The organism is Gilliamella sp. Fer4-1, assembly GCF_001690515.1.
Lineage (GTDB): Bacteria > Pseudomonadota > Gammaproteobacteria > Enterobacterales > Orbaceae > Gilliamella > Gilliamella apicola_C.
The window spans coordinates 1-7,911 of sequence record NZ_LZGZ01000047.1; the positions used below are offsets into that span (position 1 = coordinate 1).

Sequence of the window (7,911 nt, forward strand, 5' to 3'; positions counted from 1 at the left end):
GCTTTCTAATAAAAAATGTATCCCTTTTTTTAACAAAAATTCAGAAAACTGGATTGAATCATAACTGCCTATAAGTATTGTTGATGCTTGAATAGGTATACAGCGGTTGATATTTTCTGATAATAGTTCTGCATCGTCTTCATCTTTAATATCTAAAATAACTACTTCATACTTATTCCAACGAGGATCTTCTTTCAACTCGGATAATTCTAATGGGATAACCTCCATGCTCAATACATTATAAAGAAATAACACAGAACGAATCTTTTCAATCAATTCACTTCTTTTACTTAAAATTGCGACTTGAAAACCAGATATACGTCCAACAACAAATTCTTGTGAAGAATCGTTTGATCCATTTGTATCTTTTTTATTACCAAATAATTGCATAAGAATTCCAATAACCTTTTATTCAATAAAGCCCATATCGTTAATAAATTTTTGACTTTCGTTAGACACAGGTACAGTTTTACGTCTTTGTTTATCAATGTTATTTTTAATATTGAAGAAGCCATTAATCACATCAGTACGATCCAAAATTGGTAACTCTACTCCATCAAAACTATTATTCGATGTCACTAAGTTAACTGTCGCAAATACAACCATTTCCGTTTTACCACGAGTTGTTGTTGCACTACGAGCTATTGCACCTAAAATAGGAATCTCACTAATAAAAGGAAGCCGAGACAATTGTTCTTCATCTTGTTCGTTAATTAATCCAGCAATAACAAAACTATCTCCATTAGATAAGTCGATAGTTGAGCTTGCTCTTCGAGTTGATAACGTTGGGATATTATAGTTATTAAACGCATATGAACCAGAAACTGAGCTGACTTCATTATCAATAAATAGCCTAATACGCTTATCATTATTAACTTTAGTGCTAATATTTAATTTAATACCATACTCTTTATAGGTAATATTTGCATCACCATCTTTATTCTTAGTTACAATGGGTATTTCACCACCGACTAAAAATGAGGCACTTTCACCTGATAGAACCGACAAATTGGGTTGCGCTAAAACTTTAGCTAAATGATCATTTTTAATTGCCCTAATCACTGTAGTAATATTGTGGATATCAAATCCTTTTTTCAGCCCTAATAATGTGAACTCTCCTACACCATTCATAGCCGAACCACCAGCCATCATGCTGTCCAAAGTTAAACTTTGCCATTCAATACCTAATGAATCAGTAAATTCTTTACTAACCTCAACAAAGGTTAGTTTCACATTAACCTGATATTCTTCAATTACTCTAATATTATCAATAATATTGCTATAAATATAATGATCCTGAAACGATAGATCCGGCTTAACTGATACATCTCCTGACGCCTCTGTTCGAATTCGCTCGGAATTTTGCCCAACAAGTGAACCCACAACTGTAATAATTTTATTTTTTGTTGTACTATCAGGCGTGGTTCCGTTTAGTACATAGACAAATCGTCCACTAGGATCTCCATTATCATAACGATCTATTGTCACGCTACTATTTGGGAAGTTTTGAGCTAACCTATACGTGATTTGAGACAAAAGTGGATCAACATTAATAGTATCATTAATGATAATATTGTTTGCATCATCATAAACTATCAAACTGGTTCTACCATTTGATTTTCCATATATAATTAATGATTTGCCCTCAATGACCTCATAATTTGCTACAGTATCTTGACTAATGAACACTGTACCTACATTATCAGGTAAAACAATTGTTTTACTTTGCCCAACTTGTAAATTATGAATATTAGCAAAAGCTAATGGAGAAATTCCCATAAATAATAAGCAAAAGAGAAGCTTAATTTTATGTATAATTGATCTAATTTTTATTAGCATTCTTAGTTACCTTTGAGCAAATTAATCCGTTTCTGTTTCTCTAAAAAGATATCTTTATCAGATAGTGGCCATTTCTTTTCTTTATCACTTAACGAACGTAGTCCATCTTCAACATTTTTTTTGTAAATACTCGGGTATATCATAATTTTAGAGTTCGTCATTAATGTTCTTAGCAATTTTATTTCTTGATTAGAAAGCTCTAGTTGAATTTGCCCTGTATCATTTTTTTGGAAATTTGGATCAAATTCATCGCCTAAATCAATATAGAGGATTTTCTTGCCAACAATAATTGGTTTTATACGATTTTTAGCAAAATCATTACTTGGCGAAACCAACTTTCCCTCTTCATTGTTATTACGAGTGCGCACTGTTTCATCAGAATAAAATAGATAAAGATCAACAAGGTCACCACTTTTCAAATTCTTCGTTAAATAAAAATCCATCTTTTCTAATTTAAATGGAAACATATAATTCCCTTCCTTTAATGCTAAAAGTAGGTAATCAGGCGAATTAGGTGAAGCAATAAAACTACGTTCAATAAAAGAATCTTTCGCAATATGGTTCTTAGCGACATAAGCATCAATTTCCGCCGAATCAGTTATATATTTCGACTTTTCACTGCTGTCTTTGTCAACTTCTATCGACTTAAAATAATAATCATCTTTAGTTAATATCGTTTTCTTATTGATAGTATGTTTTGCAAAAGCAACCGATATCATCTCTGTCTTTGGTAGCTCTATTTTAGGTTCTTCTGCTACAGCCTGCTGCTCAACTGGACTTTCAACAACAGCAGGAGGAGAAGACTTTGTAAATAATAATGCTAGTCCAACAACTAACATTAATACATATAAAATAATTAACTTCTTATCTTTCATGCAAACTCCATATAGTACCCAATATTTATCGTTGTCTCAGTTGCATTCATTTATTTTCTAAATAAAAATCAAATGCAAAACAATGAGCCTTCCCTTTTGAATTCAGACCTGCATAAAAATCTTTCACTCTTGAATTTTGTTTAGTTTTTATATTTAAAACTAACGTCTTTTCAGCCGTCAACGTTCCTGTGACGTTAGAAAAATCTCGTTCACTATGCGAAATTCGGTTAATAATATAATTTATACCCGCTGCTGGCAATGTGACCTTATAAAATGATAATTTGAACTCTGTTGGAGAAATTTTTTCAATTAAGTATTCATTCTTATTTAATTGACTTACAGTTTCGATAGTAATTCGGCTAAATTTGTCATGCTCACCAGAACGAACTGCTAAAATAGTTGATTTAGTTGCTGGTTGCTTTGCTTGATCATTTTGTTTAGAAACGCTAGAATCGTTGGCCTTTTCTGGTTTTGAATAAATCGCACTAGAATCTACCGGCTTGTCTGTAGCCGTTTCTAATTTAGTCATATTAGATAATTTAGCACGCAAGGTCGAACTTTCTACATTCTCCGATTTAATCCCTTTTTCTGATTTTACAATTATCTCTTTTTCAGATATCTGTTTTGATGCTATTCTTTCAGTTGTATATTTCTTTTGATTCTCAGCTTGTCCAGATGTAATTTCATTAAATTTGATAGCTTTATTGGGTTCAATTTGTTTTAATTCTTGAATTAATATTTCTGGATCATTAGATAATTTATGCGCTATGCAAAATGACTTAGCTAGTTGCATTTTATTCAATTTTACCAACGTATAAAGTAAATTATGAAGAATGGTTTGATCACGGTATCCTTTTGTATATAGAATATTTAGATGCTTATAGGCTTCATTATATTCTTTATTCAAAATTGATAACATGGCCAAATTATTTGTGACTTTATTTTCATCATAAAAATTTTCTCTAGCTAAATTAAACGAATAAAGCGCAGCATCATATTGCCGTTTTTTCAATAAAATAACACCTTTTATATTATAAGCTTCTCCATTTTTACCATTGATTGCAATCGCTTTATCTAAATATGTTAACGCCGTATCATTATTACCAAGCCTAGACTCAACATGACCGTATAAAACAAAAACGCTTTCGTTATTAGTTTTATTTAAAACCGGTGTTAAAACCCTTTTTGCTGCATCGAAATCATTAGAAAGGTAGTAGATCCGAGCAAGCTTATACCTTGTATCTACGGTATCAAAACGTTGTAAACGTTGTTTATAAAGCTCAATTAAACCGCCATAATTTTTTGTTGTTTCATGAATGTAGATTTTCTGTTGTTCATTTAAATCATATTTTAAAGTGCTATTTTGACACCCAGTGACAAAAAATAATACAGAGCACACCACAATATATTTCGTTTTTATTAACTCTATCGGCTTACAGCATATTGAAAAGCAATTCATTATCTCTAAATCCTTATCTATTACTTAATGTTGACACAATATTCATAACAACAGGTCCTGCAATGATAACAAGAACAGGTGCAAGGAAAAAAACCATCATAGGTACTGTCATCTTAGCTGCAATAGCCGCAATTCTTTCTTCTATCGTTAATTTTTGCATCTCTCTAATTTCTGCTGATAACTCTAATAAAGCCTCATAAATTGAGTTACCATAACTGATACTTCTTCTTAAAGTCACACAAAACATTCTAATCTCTTTACAAGGTACTTCTCGCTGAATCAAATCAATAGAAAGTTCTATACCATTCACATCCATCATTAAACAAGCTCTTTCTAAAATAGCGGCCACATCACTATTGATTGGCTTTACTCTGATGCTTAAATACCGAAAACCATTTTCAACAGTCATGCCTGATCTAACCATAATTGCCATCATATCGATAATCAATGGTAAATCGCGGGAAACTTTTCTGATTCTCTTTTCTGTCTGCCTTTTTACTAGCCTATCTGGTAGAATAATAACTACAATAATAATTACCAACAAAGCAATTAGCAACACACTTGAACTAAGTTCAATAAACGAAAAAAGTTGGTTAAACAAATAGAATAGCGAAAAAATAATAATGACTGAGTACACTTTCCAATTGTTTTTCTCTTGAAACTGACGTAAAAAACTGAGGCTTAAACTATTTTTAGCAGCAATTTTTTCAAAAGCAGTATCTTTTTGGTTTACATGTTTTTTTGGCGTTTTCTTTTCTTTATTTTCGCTGTTCAAAAGCAAGCTAATTTTTTCTTTTCGTTGATATAACCAATAGGAACTAAATAGCTCGCTACAACCAAAGTAAATTAAAAAAATTGGAATTAATATATGCAATAAACTATCCATAATTTAAATAATCTTATTAATCATACCATTAATTATCAAAAAACCTATAACTACACTAGCTACAACATAATATAAAAGATAGTGACCAATGGCTGTATCAACTAAATAGTTGTAGTGTGTTTCTGAAATTCCTTTAAGTGCAAAAATAAAGCCAAAAGGCATGCAACCTAAAATTTTGATTGACATCCTTAATTCAGCAGTTTTACCATCTCGAGTTTTAGTAAGGATGCGATTATTTGTTAACATTTTTGCTAATCGATTAAAAATTTCTTTTAATTCACCGCCACTATCAAGATTAACCATTATAGTTAAAATAAAAAAATAATATTCTGGAAACGGAAGTCGCTGGTAGGAATTAAATAAGACACTTTCAGCACTTTCGCCAAGTTCTAGTCGGCTATCAATTTCCTTCATTATTTTACCAACAATTCCATCAATAGAGTTTCCACATACTTTAAACCCTGTTGTCACGGCATAGCCAGACGACACAACACCAGAAAAAGCGTTTAACGCTTCTGGAAATGTTTCGTAAAACTTTTTTGAAATCTGTTTTTTCTTAAAGAAAATAATGGCAACAATTGTAGCAATAAAGCTAGCAGGAATTACTATGTAATTGCCATAGCCGATATATCGTTGATTCAAAAATATGCCCGCAATAATACCAACTAAAATATATACAATCAATCTAGCTTTCGATTGCTCTATCATTAGTATTGCATAATAAGATTTAATTATTATTTTTAGATCCAAAGCTATTTGAGCAAAAAAAGATCTTTTTCGTTTAGTTAATCGTTCTTCAACTAAACTAACTAAAGACGAATTTTTTTTGACCTCGACTCTATAGAAAGCTTGTAATCTTTCTCGACGATTGCGCAACGAAAAAATATTCGTAACACCAACAAGAACGAGTACAATTGAAAGAACGATTATCATGTTGTAATCCCCATCGCAGTAAACATAAGCTTTTCTAAAATTTCTGACATTTCGTAATATTGGGCGCCTTCATAAAGCGCAGAGCGTTTCACCAATCCATTACAGATAAATTCACCTTGAATCTTACCTTGATCATTTCTTTCATCGCTGATCTGGAATTTAAAAACATCGTGTGTGACAATATTACCAGACTCTACACCAAGAACTTCAGTGATGCTCATTACTTTACGCTGCCCATCTGGAAGACGTGAAACTTGAATAATAAAATTGACTGAAGAACTGATATAACTTTTAATGGCAATCATGGGTAATTCAGATTGAGCCATAATAATCATACTTTCTAGCCGAGATAACGCATCTTTAGCGGTATTAGCATGCAGTGTTGACATTGAACCATTGTGACCAGTATTCATAGCTTGAAGCATTTCAAATGCCTCTTCCCCGCGACATTCCCCTACGATAATTCGATCTGGACGCATACGCAATGCATTAACCAATAGATCTCTCATAGTTACTCTTCCTCGACCATCATCGCTACCGGTTTTGGTTTCCAGTCTAAGAACATGGTCTTGTTGTAACCTTAACTCCGCAGCATCTTCCAGTGTAATAGTACGTTCATGCTCGCCAATAAATCCAGATAATGCATTAAGCATTGTTGTTTTACCTGAACCAGTACCACCCGAAACAATAATATTCATTCGGCAACGCGCTGCAATAACTAAAAAGTTTGCCATATGCTCATTTAAAGAACCAAACTTTATTAAATCATGGAATGTTCGACGGCCAGTACCAAATTTACGAATTGACATGGATGTGCCATCAATGGCAACGGGAGGAATAACAACATTAAGACGACTACCATCAGGCATACGTGAGTCAACTAAAGGGTGTGATTCATCGATATTTTTGCCAACTTTATTAACTAAACGCCTTGCAATATCAAGAAGCTGGCGTTCGTTGATAAAAAACTTATCAGATTTACTAAGAATTCCTCCGCGCTCAACATAAATACTATAAGGACCATTTACTAAAATATCATTAACTGCTTCATCTTTCATCAACGAATCGATAGGACCATAGCCAACAATTTCGTCGCAAATCATATTTGCCAGCACACTTGATTCATCTGCCGTAATACTGACACCACCAGAATTAACAATATTTCTGATTACAGACTGAACTTCACGGAGAACCTGATTCGGATCACTCTTCAACTGCTCAATCAATTCAAGGTCAAGAACCTGAAATACTAAATCACGAACTTCACCCCACTCATTAGAAAACTTAAACGCTTCATTAACCATGCTATACTTTCATTATTATTGTTATTGTAATAGTAGTAAAGTAGCCAACTACTTTGACTACTTTTATCTTATTATTGCGAAGATAATCCTAACGGATTATCCCCGAACAGTATGACTAAGTTGTATATAACCATACAGTAGAATATGAATTATTAATAATCATCATCCACTAAAATAAATTAATACACTTTAGTTCGTAATTAACCTAGGAAGTAATAGTAGTTGTTAGTTTTTCCTTCAGAGAACTAAATACATTACTCAACATGTCTTTTACAGGACCGCTGTCTTTATTAAAGATAACTAATACTACTGCCGCAACACCAGCTGCAACGATAGCATATTCAATCGCTGTAACACCTTTTTCGTTTTTAACAAATTTGCCTACAAAATTTCTAGTTTGAGCACGAAGTGCTGATAAATACATCATAGTTTTCTCCTTTAAATATTTCTTACATTTCTTTTATTTTAAAATATCGCTTTCTAACCAGAAAGTGGGTGTATAATATACCCAATTATCTTTTTTTCCAAGATGGTAAATAAAAAATAATTGATGATAATTTATTATTAACCATAGAAATAAAAATCAATTGTTTGATTTTTTAGCGTATTTTTTCA

General features: G+C 32.2%; 8 protein-coding genes. All 8 read right to left on the bottom strand.

Annotation, left to right across the window (positions count from 1 at the left end):
- Positions 1–390, bottom strand: a 390-nt coding sequence (locus tag A9G30_RS01560; RefSeq protein WP_141671943.1) for a hypothetical protein, incomplete at its 3' end; no start/stop codon positions are given.
- A gap of 18 nt (positions 391–408) precedes the next feature.
- Positions 409–1,779, bottom strand: a complete 1,371-nt coding sequence (locus A9G30_RS01565) for a type II and III secretion system protein family protein (RefSeq protein ID WP_176700821.1) — start codon at positions 1,777–1,779, stop codon at positions 409–411.
- Between the two features lie 62 nt (positions 1,780–1,841).
- Positions 1,842–2,714, bottom strand: a complete 873-nt coding sequence (locus A9G30_RS01570; RefSeq protein ID WP_065587829.1) for a hypothetical protein — start codon at positions 2,712–2,714, stop codon at positions 1,842–1,844.
- Between the two features lie 46 nt (positions 2,715–2,760).
- On the bottom strand, positions 2,761–4,173 hold the full coding sequence (locus tag A9G30_RS01575) for a tetratricopeptide repeat protein (RefSeq protein ID WP_065587830.1): 1,413 nt from the start codon (positions 4,171–4,173) through the stop codon (positions 2,761–2,763).
- A gap of 13 nt (positions 4,174–4,186) precedes the next feature.
- Entirely contained in the window at positions 4,187–5,059 is an 873-nt protein-coding gene (locus A9G30_RS01580; RefSeq protein ID WP_065587831.1) for a type II secretion system F family protein, read from the bottom strand.
- 3 nt (positions 5,060–5,062) lie between these two features.
- Positions 5,063–5,992 (bottom strand): type II secretion system F family protein, encoded by a 930-nt coding sequence (locus A9G30_RS01585; protein ID WP_065587832.1) that lies wholly within the window; start codon positions 5,990–5,992, stop codon positions 5,063–5,065.
- The gene (locus A9G30_RS01590; RefSeq protein ID WP_065587833.1) at positions 5,989–7,296 is read right to left on the bottom strand and encodes a CpaF family protein; all 1,308 of its coding nucleotides are present in this window, start codon (positions 7,294–7,296) and stop codon (positions 5,989–5,991) included. Before A9G30_RS01590 ends, A9G30_RS01585 begins: the two co-directional genes overlap by 4 nt.
- A gap of 205 nt (positions 7,297–7,501) precedes the next feature.
- Complete coding sequence (locus A9G30_RS01595; protein ID WP_065587834.1) at positions 7,502–7,723, bottom strand: Flp family type IVb pilin; 222 nt, start codon at positions 7,721–7,723, stop codon at positions 7,502–7,504.
- Positions 7,724–7,911: the final 188 nt, after the last annotated feature.

Bases quoted from the DNA above. Each gene is read 5' to 3' on its own strand.
- A9G30_RS01580 (WP_065587831.1), bottom strand. From the start codon at position 5,059: ATGGATAGTTTATTGCATATATTAATTCCAATTTTTTTAATTTACTTT.
- A9G30_RS01570 (WP_065587829.1), bottom strand. From the start codon at position 2,714: ATGAAAGATAAGAAGTTAATTATTTTATATGTATTAATGTTAGTTGTT.
- A9G30_RS01595 (WP_065587834.1), bottom strand. From the start codon at position 7,723: ATGATGTATTTATCAGCACTTCGTGCTCAAACTAGAAATTTTGTAGGC.
- A9G30_RS01585 (WP_065587832.1), bottom strand. From the start codon at position 5,992: ATGATAATCGTTCTTTCAATTGTACTCGTTCTTGTTGGTGTTACGAAT.
- A9G30_RS01565 (WP_176700821.1), bottom strand. From the start codon at position 1,779: ATGGGAATTTCTCCATTAGCTTTTGCTAATATTCATAATTTACAAGTT.
- A9G30_RS01575 (WP_065587830.1), bottom strand. From the start codon at position 4,173: ATGAATTGCTTTTCAATATGCTGTAAGCCGATAGAGTTAATAAAAACG.
- A9G30_RS01590 (WP_065587833.1), bottom strand. From the start codon at position 7,296: ATGGTTAATGAAGCGTTTAAGTTTTCTAATGAGTGGGGTGAAGTTCGT.